Annotated in this window: 16 protein-coding genes; 10 read left to right on the plus strand and 6 right to left on the minus strand. The window is 44.4% G+C overall.

Annotated features, from left to right (window positions below; genetic code table 11):
• The first annotated feature begins 320 nt into the window (after positions 1-320).
• Both RJD38_RS02555 and RJD38_RS02560 read left to right on the plus strand, forming a co-directional pair.
• A complete protein-coding gene (locus tag RJD38_RS02555; RefSeq protein ID WP_005599020.1) occupies positions 321-1,610 on the plus strand; it encodes a citrate synthase in 1,290 nt (429 codons plus the stop codon).
• Between the two features lie 348 nt (positions 1,611-1,958).
• A protein-coding gene (locus RJD38_RS02560; RefSeq protein WP_156773151.1) for an IS3 family transposase occupies positions 1,959-3,130 on the plus strand; the annotation gives its coding sequence in 2 pieces (ribosomal slippage) (positions 1,959-2,241 and positions 2,241-3,130; 1,173 coding nt in all).
• A 100-nt stretch (positions 3,131-3,230) separates the two neighbouring features.
• On the opposite strand, the gene RJD38_RS02565 is transcribed toward RJD38_RS02560, so the two are convergent.
• A complete protein-coding gene (locus tag RJD38_RS02565; RefSeq protein WP_065430756.1) occupies positions 3,231-3,989 on the minus strand; it encodes a Nif3-like dinuclear metal center hexameric protein in 759 nt (252 codons plus the stop codon).
• Positions 3,990-4,092: 103 nt separating this feature from the next.
• Between RJD38_RS02565 and RJD38_RS02570 the strand changes: the two genes are divergently transcribed.
• Together RJD38_RS02570 and RJD38_RS02575 are read left to right on the plus strand one after the other, a co-directional pair.
• Complete coding sequence (locus RJD38_RS02570) at positions 4,093-4,845, plus strand: DUF1853 family protein (RefSeq protein ID WP_065430757.1); 753 nt, start codon at positions 4,093-4,095, stop codon at positions 4,843-4,845.
• Positions 4,827-5,198 (plus strand): hypothetical protein, encoded by a 372-nt coding sequence (locus RJD38_RS02575; RefSeq protein WP_005599359.1) that lies wholly within the window; start codon positions 4,827-4,829, stop codon positions 5,196-5,198. Before RJD38_RS02570 ends, RJD38_RS02575 begins: the two co-directional genes overlap by 19 nt.
• Here RJD38_RS02575 and pgm read toward each other — a convergent pair.
• A complete protein-coding gene (gene pgm, locus RJD38_RS02580; protein WP_005599358.1) occupies positions 5,179-6,825 on the minus strand; it encodes a phosphoglucomutase (alpha-D-glucose-1,6-bisphosphate-dependent) in 1,647 nt (548 codons plus the stop codon). The two genes, RJD38_RS02575 and pgm, sit on opposite strands and share 20 nt — an antisense overlap.
• Positions 6,826-6,906: 81 nt before the next feature.
• Complete coding sequence (gene seqA / locus RJD38_RS02585; protein ID WP_005599356.1) at positions 6,907-7,446, minus strand: replication initiation negative regulator SeqA; 540 nt, start codon at positions 7,444-7,446, stop codon at positions 6,907-6,909.
• A gap of 93 nt (positions 7,447-7,539) precedes the next feature.
• Here seqA and RJD38_RS02590 point away from each other — a divergent pair, with 93 nt between their 5' ends.
• The 3 genes from RJD38_RS02590 (at position 7,540) to fldA (ending at position 9,300) form a co-directional block, all read left to right on the plus strand.
• Complete coding sequence (locus RJD38_RS02590; RefSeq protein ID WP_005599354.1) at positions 7,540-8,304, plus strand: alpha/beta fold hydrolase; 765 nt, start codon at positions 7,540-7,542, stop codon at positions 8,302-8,304.
• A gap of 192 nt (positions 8,305-8,496) precedes the next feature.
• The gene (locus tag RJD38_RS02595) at positions 8,497-8,718 is read left to right on the plus strand and encodes a DUF2788 domain-containing protein (RefSeq protein WP_005599351.1); all 222 of its coding nucleotides are present in this window, start codon (positions 8,497-8,499) and stop codon (positions 8,716-8,718) included.
• A 48-nt stretch (positions 8,719-8,766) separates the two neighbouring features.
• Complete coding sequence (gene fldA / locus RJD38_RS02600) at positions 8,767-9,300, plus strand: flavodoxin FldA (protein WP_005599349.1); 534 nt, start codon at positions 8,767-8,769, stop codon at positions 9,298-9,300.
• A 48-nt stretch (positions 9,301-9,348) separates the two neighbouring features.
• Here fldA and RJD38_RS02605 read toward each other — a convergent pair whose 3' ends face one another.
• The gene (locus RJD38_RS02605) at positions 9,349-9,843 is read right to left on the minus strand and encodes a DUF4442 domain-containing protein (RefSeq protein ID WP_005599347.1); all 495 of its coding nucleotides are present in this window, start codon (positions 9,841-9,843) and stop codon (positions 9,349-9,351) included.
• A gap of 198 nt (positions 9,844-10,041) precedes the next feature.
• Here RJD38_RS02605 and fcrX point away from each other — a divergent pair, with 198 nt between their 5' ends.
• Complete coding sequence (gene fcrX, locus RJD38_RS02610) at positions 10,042-10,488, plus strand: ferric iron uptake transcriptional regulator FcrX (RefSeq protein WP_005599345.1); 447 nt, start codon at positions 10,042-10,044, stop codon at positions 10,486-10,488.
• A gap of 107 nt (positions 10,489-10,595) precedes the next feature.
• Here the strand turns inward: fcrX and glnS are convergent, their stop codons facing one another.
• Both glnS and nagE read right to left on the minus strand, forming a co-directional pair.
• Positions 10,596-12,266 carry a glutamine--tRNA ligase gene (gene glnS, locus RJD38_RS02615; RefSeq protein WP_005599343.1) on the minus strand — a complete coding sequence of 557 codons (1,671 nt, stop codon included), beginning with the start codon at positions 12,264-12,266 and terminating at the stop codon, positions 10,596-10,598.
• Between the two features lie 247 nt (positions 12,267-12,513).
• On the minus strand, positions 12,514-14,088 hold the full coding sequence (gene nagE, locus RJD38_RS02620) for an N-acetylglucosamine-specific PTS transporter subunit IIBC (RefSeq protein ID WP_005599342.1): 1,575 nt from the start codon (positions 14,086-14,088) through the stop codon (positions 12,514-12,516).
• Between the two features lie 484 nt (positions 14,089-14,572).
• On the opposite strand from nagE, the gene nagA reads away from it, so the two are divergent.
• On the plus strand, positions 14,573-15,709 hold the full coding sequence (gene nagA / locus RJD38_RS02625) for an N-acetylglucosamine-6-phosphate deacetylase (RefSeq protein ID WP_005599341.1): 1,137 nt from the start codon (positions 14,573-14,575) through the stop codon (positions 15,707-15,709).
• A gap of 2 nt (positions 15,710-15,711) precedes the next feature.
• Positions 15,712-16,926 (plus strand): DNA-binding transcriptional regulator NagC, encoded by a 1,215-nt coding sequence (locus RJD38_RS02630; RefSeq protein WP_005599340.1) that lies wholly within the window; start codon positions 15,712-15,714, stop codon positions 16,924-16,926.
• Positions 16,927-16,964 lie beyond the last annotated feature (38 nt).

Consider the following 16,964-nt stretch of genomic DNA (forward strand, 5'->3'; position numbering starts at 1 on the left):
AGCAAACGCCAAATGGCACCCTTTAATTGTAAATACAATGTTAACAACAGCACTCAAGTTTCAAACTATAATTACTTTCGAACCTTGAATTTATTAGGTTTCTCTCAAATTTCACATCGTTACTATACGATTGGCAACATTCTAATACAATTGATGTAACAATTTTTGCTACACAGACCAGATTTTTAACTTAATGCGCGTAAAAAATAATAACAAGTGCACACATCAGAGGAGAAAAATTGACTTTGTACGTGAAGAGACGTACAAAAATGGCACATAAACATCCTGGATGGATTAAATAATAAACAAAGGAGATTGTTATGGCGGATAAGAAAGCGACCCTTCATGTCGAAGGCATTGCGCCAATCGAACTGCCGATTATGGATGGGACTATCGGTCCTCAAGTAATCGATGTTCGTAAACTTGGAGCAAATGGCTACTTTACCTTTGACCCAGGTTTTCTTGCCACTGCATCTTGTGAATCCCAAATCACCTACATCGATGGCGGCAAGGGTGTCCTACTGCACCGCGGTTTCCCTATCGATCAGTTAGCAAACAATGCTGACTACTTAGAAGTTTGTTACATTCTTCTTTACGGTGAAGCCCCTACTCGTGAGCAATACGAACAATTCAAAACAACCGTTACTCGTCACACTATGGTACATGAGCAGATCGCTAGCTTCTTCCATGGTTTCCGACGCGATGCACACCCAATGGCGGTTATGTGTGGTGTGGTTGGTGCACTTGCGGCCTTCTACCACGATTCACTCGATATCAATAATGACGTTCACCGTGAAATTGCGGCATATCGTCTACTGTCTAAAATGCCAACATTGGCGGCGATGTGTTACAAATACTCAATCGGCCAGCCATTCATCTATCCGCGTAATGACCTTAACTACGCAGAAAACTTCCTACACATGATGTTTGCTAACCCATGTGAAGAGTACGAAGTGAACCCTGTGGTTGCACGTGCGATGGATAAAATTTTCACCCTACACGCAGACCACGAGCAAAACGCATCCACCTCGACTGTTCGTCTAGCGGGTTCTTCTGGTGCTAACCCATTTGCATGTATTGCCGCGGGTATCGCATCACTCTGGGGCCCTGCTCACGGTGGCGCAAACGAAGCTTGCTTGAAGATGTTGGAAGAGATCGGCAGTGTCGATAACATTCCTGAGTTTGTGGAACGCGCGAAAGACAAAGATGACCCATTCCGTCTGATGGGCTTTGGTCACCGTGTTTACAAGAACTACGATCCTCGTGCAACAGTAATGCGTGAAGCGTGTCATGAAGTACTGACAGAGCTAAACATCCAAGATCCACTGCTCGATGTTGCGATGGAGCTTGAGCGAATTGCACTGTCTGATGAATACTTTGTATCGAAGAAACTTTACCCGAACGTAGATTTCTACTCAGGCATCATTCTTAAAGCGATTGGTATTCCTGTTTCTATGTTTACGGTTATCTTCGCGATGTCTCGTACCATCGGTTGGATCGCACACTGGAATGAAATGCACAGTGATCCTGCTAACCGCATCGGTCGCCCTCGTCAGCTTTACACTGGTCAAACACAACGCGAGTTTGCACCAATTCACGAGCGCGAATAGCGAGAAGCGAGAAGCGAGAAGCGAGAAGCGAGAAGCGAGAAGCGAGAAGCGAGAAGCGAGAAGCGAATAATTGTGAGGGTTGGCGTGAAAGCGTCAACCCTTTTTCTTTGAGGTTAGAGAACAGAGAATCGAGAACGAGCTGCGCTCTCAAGAACGCTTCGCTGCGAGATTCGAGAGATTCCCGATTGCACTATTGGGAATAACATCATTTAAGCCCTACACTTAACCGTCATCCTCAAGAGTGAGGCACGAGCGAGTTGGGGATCTCGCTTTAAAGCTCTCAATTCTCGCCTCTTAAAGTGGAATGACCCCAATAAAGTAGACACTCAATATTGGAATTAGAGTGCTATGAAAGTAAAAACAGTCCGAAAACATTCAGACGATTTCAAGAAACAGGCCGTACAGCAATCTTTAGATTCTCCAGATACCGTAATATCAGTGGCGAAATCATTAGGTATTTCCCCTAGTTTACTGTCCAAATGGAGGACTGAAATGACCTCTCAAAAAAACACCTCACCCCCTCTTCCTAACACAGGGCCGGAAAAATCCGTTGTTCAATTAGAAAAAGAAATTCGAAGACTGAAAAAACGTCTTGAAATGGCGGAGATGGAGAACGAATTCTTAAAGGAAGCGAAAGTCTACTTCGACAGCCTAAAAGAATAAGATTTGAATACATTCTAAAATATACGAGCATTCAGCGACCTGTGATAAGGCTGTGCCAATGGCTAGGCGTATCGTCTGCTGGTTACTATAAATGGCTTCATCGAAAACCAAGTGTGCGAGAGCAAGGCAATGACAGTTTGCTCGACTTCCTGAAAGAGGAAAGTGATAGGCAACATTGTATCCCCGGCTACCGGAAGCTATGGGAAGCCGCGGTGGCTTATGGTTTTATTTGCAATAAGAAGCGAGTTCAAAGGTTATTGCAGTCATTAGGTTATCGTTCCAAGGCCAGTAAAAAGCGTCATGGTCGAGCACCTAGACAGAAAACGCTTATGCCTGCGTACAATCTTCTCAACCGCCAATTTGACGTAAGTAAGCCAAATCAAGTTTGGGCTTCGGATATAACTCAAGTTCGATGTAAAGAAGGCTGGAATTACCTTTGTGTCATATTAGATTTGTATTCGCGAAAGGTGGTCGGGTGGTCAACAAGTCGTATAAACAGCGCTTGTTTAGTGCTAAAAACGCTGAATAAGGCATGGAAAAGCCGCCGACCAGATGGCCGGAAGTTAATGTTTCATTCGGACCAAGGTGTTCAATATCGAGCGCTAGAAACTTTACGATGGCATAGGAAAAAGGCGATTACCGTGAGTATGTCGCGTAAAGGAAATTGCTGGGATAATGCCTGTTCAGAAAGCTTCTTTGCTCAGTATAAAAAAGAGTGGATTAGCAATCTAGGTGGGATGTCTCGTCAGGAAATGACAATGCAAAGTCGACTTTATATCGATACGTATTACAATCCAGTAAGAAGACATGGGACTCTAGGTGGAGTGAGTCCCATAGATTTTGAACTAATGAATTAACCCTCAGTGTCTACTTTTAAGGGGTCATTCCAAAGGACGAAGTCCGCTCTCGCTTCTAAACTCTCGCCTCTCAAAGGACGAAGTCCGTTCCTTCCTTTCTCTAAACCGGATTATCGATATCGATAAAGGTCACATCCAAACCGTGCTCAGCGGCGAGCCATTCGCCCAGCGCTTTAATACCGTAGCGCTCTGTTGCATGATGGCCTGCGGCGAAGTAATGAATATCAAGCTCACGCGCACTGTAAGTGGTACGCTCTGAAATTTCACCAGAGATAAACGCATCTAAGCCGTGTTGCGCAGCCAATTCAATGTAATCTTGACCACCGCCTGTACACCAACCAATCGTTTCAATCAGCTTGTCTGCGTTGTCAGGCGCAATATGCAATGGGACTCTATCAAGTACTTGATTGATACGTTCCGCAAGCTGAGCCCCCGTTAGAGGCTGTTTTAAACGACCAAACATAGCCACTGATTGAGGATGACCTTCAAGACCACCTTCTACTTCAATCTCCAGCAAACGGGCTAATTCCGCGTTATTGCCCAGCTCAGGATGAATATCAAGTGGTAAGTGATAACCTAATAGATTGATGTCATTTTTAATCAAGGTTCGAATGCGCTTACCTTTCATGCCTCTAATTGGCTCGGGTTCACCTTTCCAAAAGTAGCCGTGATGCACTAACAGCGCATCGGCGTTAAGCTCTACCGCCTTATCAATTAGTGCTTGCGATGCTGTGACACCAGTAACAATAACCTTAACCTCAACCGCCCCTTCGACTTGTAGGCCGTTTGGGCTGTAATCTTTGATTAATTGAGGGGACAATTTTTCGTTAAGTAATTTTTCTAGTTGTAGATTATTCATCTTACTTTCCAGTATCCTGACTTGAGCGACGTGTATTGTCGTGGTTATAGCAACTTCACTGCTCAATGTCGAAAAAAACGCGAACAATTGCTAACGGATTATCATGACTGCCCTGACTGATTTTTATGATTGGATTATTACCCAGCCTAACCTGATAGCCGCCGATCAGCCCTTTGCTGATCTTAGCCATTTGCAGGTACAGCCTCTGGCTGAAAATAGCCAGTATCAGGGCAATCGCCGCTTAGGCTTTCTTTATCAACACTTGTGTACCGAAGCCTTCAAGCACAGCGACAATTACCGCGTTGCAATGGAAGAAATCCAACTAAACCAAGCGGGTAAAACACTCGGAGCCATCGATCTGTTATTGCATAACCAGCAACGCGATCAACTTGAACATTGGGAAGTGGCGATCAAGTTTTATCTTCTTCATCAAGAGACATGGTTTGGCCCCAATGCGCATGATCAGCTTGATAAAAAGCTCGACCGTATGCTTAATCATCAATTGGCGATGTCTTGCTCTGACACCTTCCACCAGCAGTACCCGCAGCTTGACGTGGCATCGCATCATTTATTGATGCAAGGGCGGCTTTACACCAACCCATTTAGTGACGAAATCACCCCAACCCATTGCCTTGGCTACCCGCTAAATGATCAACTCATCAATGGCTATTGGTGCTATTACTCGCAATCTCAACAAATCAAGCAACCACTATTTCATCTGCCGAAAGAGCGTTGGGCGATTGGCTTAGGAGAGCAGTTAGAGCCAATTAACCCAAATCCAGAACGCTTTATCCATGCCCAAACTAAACAGGGCCAGTTTTGGTTTGTAGTACCCGATTGCTGGCCGCACCGCTGAGCGAAGCAGAACGCTGCGCTTTGAGAAGCGAGAAAATTCGAGAAGCGAGAGATGAGAAGCGAAAACAGAACGCTGCACTTCGAGAGGCGAGAGGTGAAAAGCAGAACGCTGCGCTTCGAGAAGCGAGAAAATGCGAGAAGCGAAAGATGAGAAGCGAAAACAGAACGCTGCGCTTTGAGAGGCGAGAAATGCGAGAAACGAGAGATGAAAAGCGAAAGCCGAACATTGCGCTCGATGCTTTTGCTCTTTCTCAATTCTCTATTCTCGCCTCTCGATTCTCAAAAAAAAGAGCCGACTTTCGTCAGCTCTTTTTTATCAACATCAAACTTGATTCTATAAACCCGCGTCCTTGAACACTTGGTTTACGATCTCTTGCGCTTCTTGCTCGATTTGCTTGAGGTGTTCTTCACCTTTGAAGCTTTCACAATAGATCTTGTAGATATCTTCAGTGCCTGATGGACGAGCGGCAAACCAGCCATTTTCGGTGGTCACTTTTAAACCGCCGATTGCTGCGCCATTACCTGGAGCGTGCGTAAGACGAGCTGTGATCGCGTCACCCGCTAGCGTATCGGCAGCGACCATCTCTGGAGAAAGCTTCTTCAATACGTCTTTTTGTGGGCCATTCGCCACCGCTTGAATACGGTTATATTTCGATTCACCGTGCTTCGCCGCAAGCTCTTCGTAATATTGCTGTGGATTTTTACCGGTTACTGCCGTAATTTCCGCCGCAAGTAAACATAAGATGATGCCATCTTTGTCAGTTGACCAAGGCGTGCCATCTTTACGTAGGAATGAAGCCCCAGCGCTCTCTTCGCCGCCAAAACCAAACTGACCGCTGTATAAGCCATCAACAAACCACTTAAAGCCAACCGGTACTTCGCACAGTTCACGACCAAGATCAGCAACAACACGGTCAATCAGAGCACTAGAAACCAGTGTTTTGCCTACCGCAACTTCTTTACCCCAGCCTTGACGATGACGGTATAGGTAGTCGATACATACCGCTAAGAAGTGGTTTGGATTCATCAACCCTTTTGCGGTCACAATGCCGTGACGATCGTAATCAGGGTCATTACCAAATGCCAAGTCATAATCGTCCTTAAGCGCCAGTAGACCCGCCATTGCATACGGCGATGAACAGTCCATTCGAACAACACCATCTTTATCCAATGACATAAACTGGAACGTAGGATCAATCGCTTCGCTTACCAAGGTCAGATCAAGGTTGTACGCTTTACCAATTTGACGCCAGTAATCGATACCGCTACCACCGAGTGGATCAACACCCAGCTTTAAGTTGGCTTTTTGAATCGCTTCCATATCGATAACATTAACTAAGTCATCAATGTATGGCTTAACCAAATCCACTTGCTTAAACAGTGGTGATGCTTTGGCATCGGCTAACGGCATACGCTTCACCCCTTGCAAACCTTCTGCAATCAGAACATTCGCACGGTTTTCAATCGCTTTTGTGAGAGTATCTTCAGCAGGGCCGCCATGAGTTGGGTTGTATTTAATACCACCATCTTGTGGCGGGTTGTGCGATGGCGTAATCACGATCCCATCGGCTTTATCTTGATGCGCAAGGTTGTAAGTCAAAATTGCATGAGACACACCCGGTGTTGGCGTATAGCCATTATCTTGCTGGACAATCACTTCAATACCGTTTGCCACCAATACCTCAAGTACGCTAGCAAATGCAGGTTCAGACAAGGCGTGAGTATCTTTACCGACAAACAGCGGACCTTTAGTACCTTGCTCAGCACGTACTTCCGCAATCGCTTGTGCGATCGCTAAGATGTGGTTTTCATTAAAAGTCGCTTTGTCTGCCGTACCACGGTGACCTGAGGTACCAAACTCAACTTTATGCGCTAGGTTGCTTGGGTCTGGTTGCAACAGGAAGTAATTCGAAACTAAAACAGGAATATTATGAAGATCCTGTTGTTGAGCCTTTTGTCCAGCTCTCGGGTGCATAGCCATTTTGACATCCTTTCTAAATTTTATAGATACAAAAAAGCCCCATAACTGTTAACGCAATATTATGAGGCTCTGTGCTACAAACTAGATTGAGAGGGTTACTTTTTCAATCAGGTCTGCAGGGAAACTCATCCGTGACATGAGTTGATCAACCATTTGTCTTTTACGACTGGTATTGTTATTAGTAATCACCCAGAAAGGCGAGGCTGGAATTGCCTTCGGTTTCGTGGTGTTACCGTTCGCTAGCAACGTTTGCTCATTATCAGCAAAGTAGACACGCTTACGGCCTTTAACTTGGGTAGCTTCCGAAAAGCTTTCTGGATCAATACGATGCAGCGTAGAAAGCACTAGCATAAAACGGTCAATGGCTTTTTTAAGGCCAGCAAACTCATCTGAAATCAACAGGGAACGCATCTCTTTCACGCCATCCAATTGAACTTCTTTCACAGCGTCTTTACTCACTACTAAGCCGATTGGCTCAATAATAGGTTGCTGTTGAGCGGCCTGAACTTGTCCATCTACATTCAACAATCGACGCAAAATATCGGATGCACTTTCACCGATATGTTGGGTTTGACCTGCGATGTAACGGTATAGATCCTCATCAACCTCAATTGTTTTCATTCGCTTTTCACAATCTCTATGTTTAAACTCTGAGGCGATTATAGCGAGATCTTCTCTCAGACTCTACGTTAAACCAGTCACGAATAAGATAAAATGTCACAACAGCTCAACTACAAACTCGAAGGTGAGGGTCACACCATTGTTTTGATCCACGGTTTATTCGGAAATCTCGATAACCTTGGCCTACTTGCGCGCGACTTAAAACACGACTACCAAGTACTGAGTATCGATTTACGTAACCATGGTCAGTCGTTACATTCCAGTGAACATACCTATGCAGCGCAAGCTCAGGATATTGCGGATTTACTGAAAGTGTTATCGATTGAACGCTTTACCTTAATTGGTCATTCGATGGGCGGTAAAGTGGCAATGAAACTGACCGAGCTACTCGAAGATCAAGTAGAAAGACTGATCGTTCTCGACATGGCACCAGTGGAATATACCCAACAACGTCACACCAATGTCTTTGCAGGCCTAAAAGCCGTCGAGGCGGAAAAACCAAGTGATCGCAAACAAGCGATGGAGATACTGGCGAAACATATTGAGATCGATGGTGTTCGACAATTTTTGAGCAAATCACTGTACAAAAATGAAGAACATCTTACTTGGCGTTTTAATGTCTCTCACTTATGGGACAATTACAGCCATATTATGGGCTGGCAACCAATCAAAACGGTCTCAACCCCAACCTTATTTATTAAAGGGGCGGATTCAGATTACCTGCTGCCAGAGTATCAAGCACAAATTCAAGCTCAGTTCCAACAAGCCAAAGCGCATGTCATTGCCAACACTGGCCATTGGTTGCATGCAGAAAAACCAGCCGAGGTATTGCGTACTATTCGTAAATTTATTGCCTAAAAATGCGATGATTAAAAACGAAACGATAACTTTACTACGAGGCAATATCACAGTTAACCACGATTTTGATCCGGCCTAATGCGGCGATACTGATTTATAATGGTATAAGCATAAAGTGAGAGACGATCGCATTAACTTTGGTGAATAACAGTGGTATAGTGCTGCGCAAGTAAATTAGCATAAAGGGATACCATGCTTTACGACTACATGAACATGATCGAGTCTATTGGTCTCGACCTGTTGTTCGCTGCTATCTTTTTCTTAATTGGTATGGCGATTAAAGATGTATTAAAGGCAGGTAATGTTCCTCCCTTTGGGCGTCGCATCGTGTGGTTGGTTCTCTTTCTTGGCTGTGCTGGATTCATCGTTAAAGGATTAATCCAGATAAGCTGGGAAGGGACAGGTTTAGGTTAACCCTTAGCCAAATGCTAATAAGTAGACAATTGTAAAGGTAATGAATCTATGGCAAGTGTAGGTATCTTCTTTGGTAGTGACACAGGTAACACTGAAGCTGTTGCAAAGATGATTCAAAAACAACTAGGCAAGCAGCTAGTTAACGTTCAAGACATTGCGAAAAGCAGCAAAGAAGACATTGATAACTTTGATCTTCTTCTACTAGGTATCCCTACTTGGTATTACGGCGAAGCACAATGTGACTGGGATGATTTCTTCCCTGAACTTGAGCAAGTTGACTTCTCTACCAAGCTTGTTGCAATTTTCGGTTGTGGCGATCAAGAAGATTACGCAGAGTACTTCTGTGATGCAATGGGTACTGTACGCGATATCGTTGAAGCGAAAGGCGGCACAATCCTAGGTTACACTGAAACAGCAAGCTACGAGTTTGAAGCTTCAAAAGCGCTTGTTGAAGGCGACGATAGCCAATTTGTTGGTCTATGTATCGATGAAGACCGCCAACCAGAACTTACCGAAGAACGTGTAAATAACTGGTGTAAGCAGATTTACGATGAAATGTGCCTAGCTGAGCTAGAAGGCTAGTTTCTAAGAAACCTCCTCCGGGAGGTTTTTTTCTATCTCCCCTATTTTTTATTTCTCCGCTCCCTCTTCTCGATACTTCGGTTTTTTACGCACATACAATTTACGTTGCACTTCAGCGACTATGTCACCCTGATCATCCTTAATATGTACTATAAACTCAGGAAAGCTCTTATCACCTGATGATGTTTGGCGATAAATCTCATCTAATTGACCAGCGGTTAAATCAAAATCGGCAAAAAGGTCACCTCGACCAGGTTGAATAAAGTTAATGCTCGCTTGTTTATCCCAAACAAAATACTGCTCACCCAAAATCCCCATTAACATCAATGCGTAAATCGGATCCGTGAGTGAAAACATACTGCCGCCATACTGACTGCGATTGGCGTTTTTATTCCACCAGCGCAACTTTAGGCGTACCCGCACTTGGCGAAAATCATCGCTGATATAAAGGATTTTTATCCCGGCGCCCCAAAATGGCGGCCAAGAATTTAAAGCAAATTTAACAAAGCCAGGTTTGTAAACTCTTGAAAATAAAGAACTCATAGCACAATACTGATAACGAACACACAAAGGTTAATCAATTGTAACTGGTTAGACCAGTTTTATCCGTGACACCCCACAACTTTACAATAAATATAAGTAACCCTTTGAAGTTCGTGGTTTATTGTTATCGTAACCTGCCCTATAATGGTGGGAATATTGAATTCTGTTCAACACTGCAGATCATCAACAGGAAAGTATATGTCAGACAATAATCAAGCGCTCAAGGATGCTGGTCTAAAGGTAACGCTACCTAGACTTAAAATATTAGAAGTACTACAGCAACCTGACTGCCAACACATCAGTGCTGAAGAGTTGTACAAAAAACTGATCGATCTTGGTGAAGAGATTGGTCTTGCAACGGTTTATCGTGTATTAAACCAATTTGATGATGCAGGTATCGTTACGCGCCACCATTTTGAAGGCGGTAAATCTGTCTTTGAACTATCAACTCAACATCATCATGATCACCTAGTGTGTCTTGATTGTGGCGAAGTAATCGAGTTTTCTGACAACGTCATTGAAGAACGTCAACGCGAAATCGCAGCCAAATTTAATGTGACTCTAACCAATCACAGCCTATACCTTTACGGTAAATGTGGCGATGGTACCTGCAAAGGTAATCCAGACGCTCATAAAGCAAAATAAAATAAAAAAGCGCCTATTTGGCGCTTTTTTATTAGTGGTGTCATACATACTGTTGATACAAAAATGCCAGTCATTCGACTGGCATTTTTCATATCTATTGCTCGTGATTACTCAGCGTCAATTTTCGCCCAAGTATCACGTAGGCCAACCGTACGGTTGAAAACAAGCTTCTCAGCAGAAGAGTCTTTCTTATCCGCACAGAAGTAACCCATACGTTCGAACTGGTAACCTTTTTCTGCTTCCGCTTTTGCTAGGCTTGGCTCAACAAAACCATTCAACACAACCAGTGAATCAGGGTTAATTGTTTCAGCAAAGTTATCCGCCGCCGCAGGGTTAGGCACAGTGAATAGACGGTCGTATAGACGAATATCCGCTGGTACACCTTGCTCTGCAGATACCCAGTGAATAACACCCTTCACTTTACGACCGTCAGCTGGGTTCTTACCTAGCGTCTCTGCATCGTAGCTACAGAAAATTGTTGTGATGTTGCCTTCAGCATCTTTTTCGATACGTTCAGCTTGGATCACGTAAGCACCACGTAGACGAACTTCTTTGCCTAGCACCAAACGTTTGTACTTCTTGTTCGCTTCTTCGCGGAAGTCTTCACGCTCAATCCAAACTTCGCGAGTAAAGGGTACTTCACGATCACCCATTTCAGGTTTGTTTGGATGGTTAGCAATCGTCAATGTCTCAACTTTGCCTGCTTCGAAGTTTTCAATCACGATCTTAACCGGATCAAGAACGGCCATCGCACGAGGTGCGTTTTCGTTCAAATCATCACGGATACAAGACTCAAGAGAGCCCATTTCGATCATGTTGTCTTGCTTGGTTACACCAATACGCTTACAGAACTCACGGATAGACGCAGACGTGAAACCACGGCGACGTAGACCAGAGATAGTCGGCATACGTGGGTCATCCCAACCGTTAACCAATTTTTCAGTCACAAGTTGGTTAAGCTTACGCTTAGACATCACGGTGTATTCTAGATTTAGACGGCTGAACTCGTACTGACGAGGCTGGCAATCAATCGTAATGTTTTCAAGAACCCAATCGTATAGACGACGGTTGTCTTGGAACTCAAGCGTACAGATTGAGTGAGTAATGCCTTCTAGCGCATCTGAAATACAGTGCGTAAAGTCGTACATTGGGTAAATGCACCACTTGTCACCGGTTTGATGATGCTCTGCAAAACGCACACGGTAAAGAACAGGATCGCGCATTACGATGAACGATGATGCCATATCGATCTTCGCACGTAGACACGCTGTACCTTCTTGGAAGCCACCGTCACGCATCTTTTCAAATAGCGCAAGGTTCTCTTCCACACTGCGATCGCGGTATGGGCTTGGCTTACCAGGTTGCGTTAGCGTACCGCGGTATTCACGGATCTGCTCAGGACTTAGCTCTTCAACATACGCTAAGCCTTTGGTAATTAATTCCACTGCGTAGCCGTATAGCTTATCGAAGTAGTTTGATGAGTAACATACATCACCACTCCACTCGAAGCCTAACCAGCTCACATCATTCTTAATTGACTCAACGTATTCAACGTCTTCTTTTTCTGGGTTTGTGTCATCGAAACGAAGGTTACACTGACCCTGATAGTCCTGAGCAATACCAAAGTTAAGGCAAATTGACTTAGCGTGACCGATATGCAGATAACCGTTAGGCTCTGGCGGGAAACGAGTATGCACGCTTGTGTGTGTACCATCTGCTAAATCTTTATCAATGATTTGGCGAATGAAATTCGATGGACGAGCTTCAGCTTCACTCATCTATAGCACCTCAATTGTTTTAGTATTGTCAGATAAAAGTGGCTCTGAGACAGCAAAATCACTGCTCAGACCATAGTGAGACTAATGATCCACAATTCTGACTCAAGACACAACAAGAACTCGTCTTTTATTGCTAAATAATCCCTTCCCAGCGCTAGCTACAGCCTTAGAGTGGTTTTTTAATTCCTCCAAACGTAAAAAAGCCTCCCGAAGGAGGCTTTTAGACTTACATATTAACCCGTGGTTACTATGGAAGTTTTACATCAGATAGGTCTTCGTTAGCACCGATTGCTTTCATTTCGCCAGCAACGATTTCAGCTAGAGGACCAAGGATAACTTGTAGGTTGTTTTCACCTAGTTTCACAACACCTTTCGCACCAAGCTTCTTAAGAACATCTTCGTTAGCAACAGTACGGTCTTTTAGAGTAAGACGTAGACGAGTGATACAAGCATCGATTGAAGTCAGGTTGTCATGACCACCAAGTGCTTTTAGGTATTGGCGAGCTAAGTCACCTTTAACTGCTTCACCAGCTGGAGCTGCTGTAGCTGCTTCGTCATCATCTTCACGACCTGGCGACTTCAAGTTGAAAGCGCGGATAGCGAAGCTGAAAGTGAAGAAGTATAGAGCACCGAAACCTAGACCGATTACTAGAAGTACTAGTGGTTTAGTCGCTAGACCCCAGTTTAGTAGGAAGTCGATTAGACCTGCAGAGAAGCCGAAGCCGTGCAGTGTACCGAACATGTTAGCTACTACTAGAGATAGACCAGTGAATACCGCGTGCATTGCGTATAGAGCAGGCGCTAGGAACACGAACATGAACTCTAGAGGCTCTGTAATACCCGTTAGGAATGAACAGAATGCTACTGAGAATAGTGCACCACCAACTTGGCTGCGTTTTTCAGCAGGCGCTGCTAGGTACATTGCAAGAGCTGCACCAGGTAGACCGAACATCATTACTGGGAAGAAACCGTTCATGAATACGCCAGCAGACTTGTCGCCGCCGAAGAAGCGGTGTAGGTCACCAGACTTGATAGTCTCAGTTACAGAGTTAACAGTTGCAGTGATTTCAGGCGTTACTGTGTTAACAAAGTTGAACGTGTACTCTTGGCCAGCTACTAGAGTTTTCGCTAGAGCAGGGTCAACACACAACTGTTTTAGTGATGGTAGAGCTTGACCAGCAGCAGATGCAGCAGAGATTACGATCTCTTGACATGAGCCCATACCGAACCAGAAGTAAGAGTTCAGAACGTGGTGTAGACCTACAGGGATAAGTGCACGGTTAAGAGTACCGTATACAAATTGGCCAACAGCGCCAGAAGTTGATACTGCGTGCGCTAGAGCGTCAAGACCGCCTTGGATTGAAGGCCATACAACACCCATAACTGCACCCATTACTAGAGCAAACAGACCAGCCATGATAGGAACTAGACGTTTACCAGCAAAGAATGCCAACCACTCAGGAAGACGAGTCATGTGGAAAGCGTTGTAAGAGTGACCAGCGATGATACCAGCAATGATACCACCAAAGAATGACATATTAACGCTTGCATCGATTGTTGCAGCTGTCGCTGTTAGTACGAAGTAAGCAACCGCACCAGCAAGACCTGCAGCACCGTTACCGTCTTTAGAAAGACCGATTGCGATACCTAGACCAAATAGTAGTGGTAGTTGGCTGAAGATCGCGTTACCAGCTGATGCCATAAACGCGATGTCTAGTAGGTCTGGTTGACCTAGTCGTAGTAGAAGCGCCGCAACAGGTAGTGTTGCGATAGGAAGCATAAGTGCTTTACCTAACTTCTGTGCATATCCAAGAATATTCACCTTTAGTTCCCCCTATAGGATTTGTATTTTGGTCGAGCGACTTTTTTTTGTTGCTCAATTTAGTCGAACTCAGTTTATGACATTAATTTTGCTCCGCAAATTAAAACCTTATCATTTGTGATCATAATCACCAGAAATAGGTATAGCGGAAGGTTTTTGCTAGCGAGATCATAAAACTTATTTTACAATTCAAAAAAATGCCATTTAGCAGATATTATTCGCCGCACTGAAATACGAAACATTCAAGTTTAATGTCTTATTGCATAAGGCCTTAGCTCTAATAACAATATTGCCATTACTAATGGATTGATTTCGCGATGAAGTGCACGTCAATCATGCTAAGAGAGGGAATATCCTTCATTTGCTAAAGATATTTTGCGACCTAATTGAAGCTCACAAATAAAGTAAACAAGTGAGGATTTTGTCTCCAGTTTTGGGTCGCGACAAAATTTCAAGAGTTCAACTTTATAAGGATTAGCTAATCATGTATGCGCTAACAAACTGTAAAATCTATACAGGCAACGATGTTCTGGTTGACCACGCTGTCATTATCAATAACAACGTCATCGAATCTGTGTGTCCTGTTTCTGAGTTACCAGCAGGTATCGAAACCCGTGACCTAGACGGTGCAAACCTAAGCCCTGGCTTTATTGACTTGCAGTTGAATGGTTGTGGCGGTGTGATGTTAAATGATGAAATCACCGCAGAAACAATGCAAACCATGCATGAAGCTAACCTAAAATCTGGCTGTACTAGCTTCCTCCCTACGCTTATCACCTCTTCAGATGAAGATATGCGTCAATCTGTTGCCGCTGCTCGTGAATACCAAGAGAAATACCAAAACCAATCGCTAGGTTTGCACCTTGAAGGTCCTTACCTTAACGTAGCGAAAAAAGGGATTCACAGCGTTGATTACATTCGTCCATCAGATGACAGCATGGTTGACTTCATGTGTGCTAACGCTGACGTTATCGCCAAAGTAACACTGGCGCCTGAGCATAACGATCCTGCGCACATCGCTCGCCTAAAAGAAGCGGGTATTGTGGTTTCTATCGGTCACACCAATGCAACTTACGCAGAAGCACGTGAAAGCTTTGAGCACGGTATCACTTTTGCCACTCACCTGTTTAATGCGATGACACCAATGGTCGGCCGTGAGCCGGGTGTGGTTGGTGCTATTTACGATACGCCTGATGTTTATGCCGGTATCATTGCTGATGGTTTCCATGTGGACTACGCAAACATCCGTATCGCTCACAAAATTAAAGGTGAAAAATTAGTATTAGTGACCGATGCCACAGCTCCTGCAGGTGCCAACATGGATTACTTTATTTTTGTTGGTAAGAAAGTATATTACCGAGAAGGTAAGTGTGTTGATGAAAACGGCACATTGGGCGGCTCAGCTCTCACTATGATTGAAGCAGTACAAAATACTGTTGAGCACGTCGGAATCGCTTTGGATGAAGCTATCCGCATGGCTACTTTGTACCCAGCAAAAGCAATTGGAGTTGATCACAAATTAGGCCGAGTTAAGAAAGGCATGATTGCTAACCTAACCGTGTTTAATCGCGACTTCCAAATCCAAGCGAATATTGTTAACGGACAATACGAGCAAGTGTAGACATGAATGGCGGACAAATAGGTAACGTAGATTTAGTTAAACAACTAAACAGTGCAGCAGTGTACAGACTGATCGATCAACAAGGTCCTATTTCGCGGATACAGGTTGCTGATGTCAGTCATCTAGCTCCTGCGAGCGTGACTAAGATTACCCGCCAACTTCTCGAACGCGGCCTCATTAAAGAGGTCGCTCAACAAGCCTCTACTGGCGGTCGTCGTGCAATATCGCTGACGACAGAAGAAGCGCCCTTTCACTCAGTGGCCGTTCGTTTAGGTCGAGATTACATTCAGTTCAGTCTGTTTGATCTTGGCGGTAAAGAACTGGCGTCTGACTATCAAGAGTTCTATTACACCACCCAGGGCGAGCTTGTCGATGGGTTGCTGTTATTCCTCAAGAACTTCATTCAATATAATCAATCGACCATTAACCAATTAATCGCTATTGGTGTTGCGCTACCTGGCTTGATCAACCCTGAAACGGGTGTGGTTGAGTATATGCCTAATATCAATGTGGATAACTTGGCGATTGGTGATCTCATTACTAATACCTTCCATGTTGAGTGCTTCGTCGGCAACGACGTGCGTGGCATGGCATTAGCCGAACATTACTTTGGTGCCAGTCAAGATTGCCAAGATTCTATTCTAGTGAGTGTTCATCGCGGTACTGGTGCGGGTATTATCGTTAATGGTCAAGTATTCTTAGGCTATAACCGCAACGTAGGCGAAATTGGTCACATCCAAATTGATCCACTTGGTGAGCAATGCCAATGTGGGAACTTCGGTTGTTTAGAAACCGTCGCCGCAAACCCTGCCATTATTGAACGTGTGAAAAAGCTTACCGCACAAGGCTACGAGTCAAGCCTAAGTGAACTGAGCAGCATTACCATTAAAGATGTTTGCGAGCACGCCAATCGAGGTGACGAACTGGCCACCCAAAGTCTGGTTCGTGTTGGTAACCAATTGGGTAAAGCCATCGCAATGACTATCAACTTGTTTAATCCACAAAAAGTGATCATTGCTGGCGACATTACCAGCTGTGAAGATATTCTCTTCCCTGCGATTCGTCGTAATGTTGAAAACCAATCGCTGCCAACTTTCCACGCAGAACTACCGATAGTCGCTTCACAGATCGACAAACAACCGACCATGAGTGCCTTTGCGATGATCAAACGCGCTATGTTAAACGGGGTTTTGTTACAAAAATTACTGGAAGACTGATCGCTTAAGCAACAAGTTGAGTTAGAATAACAGGCTAT

The organism is Vibrio scophthalmi, from assembly GCF_040869025.1.
Lineage (GTDB): Bacteria > Pseudomonadota > Gammaproteobacteria > Enterobacterales > Vibrionaceae > Vibrio > Vibrio scophthalmi.

What these genes read in the sequence shown, in the direction of transcription:
- RJD38_RS02555 (WP_005599020.1), top strand. Translation starts at nt 321, where the DNA reads ATGGCGGATAAGAAAGCGACCCTTCATGTCGAAGGCATTGCGCCAATC.
- RJD38_RS02565 (WP_065430756.1), bottom strand. Translation starts at nt 3,989, where the DNA reads ATGAATAATCTACAACTAGAAAAATTACTTAACGAAAAATTGTCCCCT.
- RJD38_RS02570 (WP_065430757.1), top strand. Translation starts at nt 4,093, where the DNA reads ATGACTGCCCTGACTGATTTTTATGATTGGATTATTACCCAGCCTAAC.
- pgm (WP_005599358.1), bottom strand. Translation starts at nt 6,825, where the DNA reads ATGGCTATGCACCCGAGAGCTGGACAAAAGGCTCAACAACAGGATCTT.
- seqA (WP_005599356.1), bottom strand. Translation starts at nt 7,446, where the DNA reads ATGAAAACAATTGAGGTTGATGAGGATCTATACCGTTACATCGCAGGT.
- RJD38_RS02590 (WP_005599354.1), top strand. Translation starts at nt 7,540, where the DNA reads ATGTCACAACAGCTCAACTACAAACTCGAAGGTGAGGGTCACACCATT.
- RJD38_RS02595 (WP_005599351.1), top strand. Translation starts at nt 8,497, where the DNA reads ATGCTTTACGACTACATGAACATGATCGAGTCTATTGGTCTCGACCTG.
- fldA (WP_005599349.1), top strand. Translation starts at nt 8,767, where the DNA reads ATGGCAAGTGTAGGTATCTTCTTTGGTAGTGACACAGGTAACACTGAA.
- RJD38_RS02605 (WP_005599347.1), bottom strand. Translation starts at nt 9,843, where the DNA reads ATGAGTTCTTTATTTTCAAGAGTTTACAAACCTGGCTTTGTTAAATTT.
- fcrX (WP_005599345.1), top strand. Translation starts at nt 10,042, where the DNA reads ATGTCAGACAATAATCAAGCGCTCAAGGATGCTGGTCTAAAGGTAACG.
- glnS (WP_005599343.1), bottom strand. Translation starts at nt 12,266, where the DNA reads ATGAGTGAAGCTGAAGCTCGTCCATCGAATTTCATTCGCCAAATCATT.
- nagA (WP_005599341.1), top strand. Translation starts at nt 14,573, where the DNA reads ATGTATGCGCTAACAAACTGTAAAATCTATACAGGCAACGATGTTCTG.
- RJD38_RS02630 (WP_005599340.1), top strand. Translation starts at nt 15,712, where the DNA reads ATGAATGGCGGACAAATAGGTAACGTAGATTTAGTTAAACAACTAAAC.